At 72.0% G+C, this 2,316-nt stretch carries 2 protein-coding genes; one reads left to right on the forward strand and one right to left on the reverse strand.

The features are described 5' to 3' along the window. Positions 1 to 112: 112 nt before the first annotated feature. On the forward strand, positions 113 to 1,432 hold the full coding sequence (locus OOT08_RS17900; protein WP_325094232.1) for a hypothetical protein: 1,320 nt from the start codon (positions 113 to 115) through the stop codon (positions 1,430 to 1,432). A 49-nt stretch (positions 1,433 to 1,481) separates the two neighbouring features. Here the strand turns inward: OOT08_RS17900 and OOT08_RS17905 are convergent, their stop codons facing one another. Then, positions 1,482 to 2,198 (reverse strand): response regulator transcription factor, encoded by a 717-nt coding sequence (locus OOT08_RS17905; RefSeq protein WP_325094233.1) that lies wholly within the window; start codon positions 2,196 to 2,198, stop codon positions 1,482 to 1,484. Positions 2,199 to 2,316 lie beyond the last annotated feature (118 nt).

Genomic DNA, 2,316 nt, shown 5'->3' on the forward strand with positions numbered 1-2,316 from the left:
GTGCGACGGCGGTCCCCGGGCCCGCGTCGCTGCTGGCCCAGGACGCCACACCGACCAAAGCACCCCGCAGCACCCCGCAGCACCGCAACACACAACGACGTCTGGACCTGTGATGAAGACTTTCCCGGAACGCGGAGTCACCGTGGCCCTCCTCGGGCTCATGACCGCGACGATCGCCTCGATCTGGTGGCCTCCGGGGAGTCTGCTCGCGGGAGTCTGCGCGCTCGTGTTGATTCCCTTCGCCCTGCGCGTCGCCGAACGCCGCACCCGGCTCATCTGCCTGCTGCTGCTCAGCCTCGGCGGCGCGGCCATGCTCGCCGGGAGCCTGCTGGATCGGGATGCCCTCCAGCCGGCGCTCCTCGGTCGCCTGAACCAGGATCTGATCGCGATGATGACCGGGGTGGCCTTCGTCCGCCTCGCCGTGCAGACGGACGGGCCGAACGTGGCCGTCCGGCTCCGCGGTGTCCCCGGGCTCGTGCGCACCGCGGTCGTCACCCAGGTGCTCGGCTCGATTCTGAACATGGTCGCCCTCGGGATCGTGGGGGACCGGCTCGCCAGGCGCGGCTCCCTTAGCCTGGCGGACGCCAACCTCGTCGCCCGCTCCTACGCCATTGCGGCGCTGTGGTCGCCCTTCTGGGTGGTGTCCGCGGTGATCTTGGCGACCGTCCCCGCCGCGAACCTCGGCATCATCGGGGTGATCGGGGCGGCAGCTGCGGTGCTCTTCCTGCTGCTGAGCACCCTGCAAAACGCCCGCACGCGCGGCCCAGAGCTCCGGGACGAGCCAGGCTTCCCCTTCTCGGCTCGGCTCCTCATCGTGCCCGCCCTGCTGTGCGCCGTGGTCGTCGCGGGGCATGCGGTGCTTCCGGGGACGCCGGTGCCGCGGCTCGTGCTCCTCGCGGCGATCCTCGTGCCGCTCGCGGTGTTGTTGGTCGGCCAGGGCCCCCGCACCGCGCTGCGCCGGTTCCGCGTCGAGGGCATCGGCCAGTTGCCCCGCTCCGCGAACGAGGCGCTCCTGTTCGTCTCCGCCGGGGTGCTCTCGGTCGGGCTCGCCCAGCTCATTGAGTACTTCGGCGTGTCCATTCCCGGGACCGCATTTACCCCCTGGCACGCCTGGGGCGTCACCATCGCGATCGTGCTCGGCTCCCTCGTCGGGCTGCACCCGCTCATCGCGATTTCCGTGATTGCGGGCCTCGTCCTGCCGCTGCACCCGGAGCCGACGCTGCTCGGCGTCGCGATCGCCTTCGGCTGGGGGATCGCCGCCCCGGTGGGTCCCATCTCCGGGGTGACCGTGGTGCTCGCGCAGCGCTACGGGGTCTCCAACCGGGCGATGGTGCTCGGAAACCTGCCCTACGCCGCGATCGGCATCGTGCTCGCCCTCGGCGCGGTCTGGGCAGCCGGCGTCGTGACGGGCGTGGTCAGCCTTCCCGGCTAAGCCACCCGCGCGTGCTCAGCGGGTCTCGGCGCTCAGCGGGTTTCTGGATTCAGCGAGCCTCGGGCACGCCGGACACGAGGTCGAGGCCGGACCGGCCAACGATCGTTGCGACCTGCGCGCGGTTCCGGGTGCCCCAGCGATCGTGCACCCCGGCCAGCGCGGACTTGACCGTGGCCACGCCGATGAACAGCTGCTCCGCGATCTCCTTGTCCATCGCGCCGCGGGCCACGGCCACCGCGACGCTGCGCTCGCGCTCGGTGAGCTCGGCGACGAGCCGCTGCGCCTCCCGGCGGGGCTCGTCCGGGGTCCCGGCCCGGATCAACCGCTGCAGGTAGCCCGTGCTCCGCGCCGACATGGGGGACTGCCCCTGCGCCGCCTTCCGCACCGCCGCGAGCATGGTCTCGGGGTCCTCGTCTTTCAGGAGGAAGCCATCGGCTCCGGCTCCGATCGCTTCGAGGACGGAGCCCTCGTCGTCGAAGGCGGTGATCATCACGCAGGCCGGGGGGCGCGGAAAGCCGCGCACGATCCGTACCACGTCGATCCCAGACATCTGCCCCATGCGCACGTCAAGCAGGAGCACGTCCGCGGGGTGCTGGGCGAGGGCCCCCGGCACCTCGATCCCGTCGGCGCACTGGGCGACGACCGTGAGGTCCTCGGCCTGCGCGAGCACCTGGGCGAGCAAGCGGCGGACGAAGGGATCGTCGTCGGCGATGAGCACCCGGATGCGCTCGCGCACGGGGCGGGCGGGGGAAACGGCCGAATCCATACCCTCAGTCTACGGCGTCCGGTCCGTCCACCAGCGGAGCCCCGGGCACCCACGGCAGCCACACGGCAACGCTGTGATTGCCCTCGGGGTCGAAGCCGATGCTCGCGGAGCCGCCGAG

This window comes from Leucobacter sp. M11 (assembly GCF_035726885.1).
Lineage (GTDB): Bacteria > Actinomycetota > Actinomycetes > Actinomycetales > Microbacteriaceae > JAPFRB01.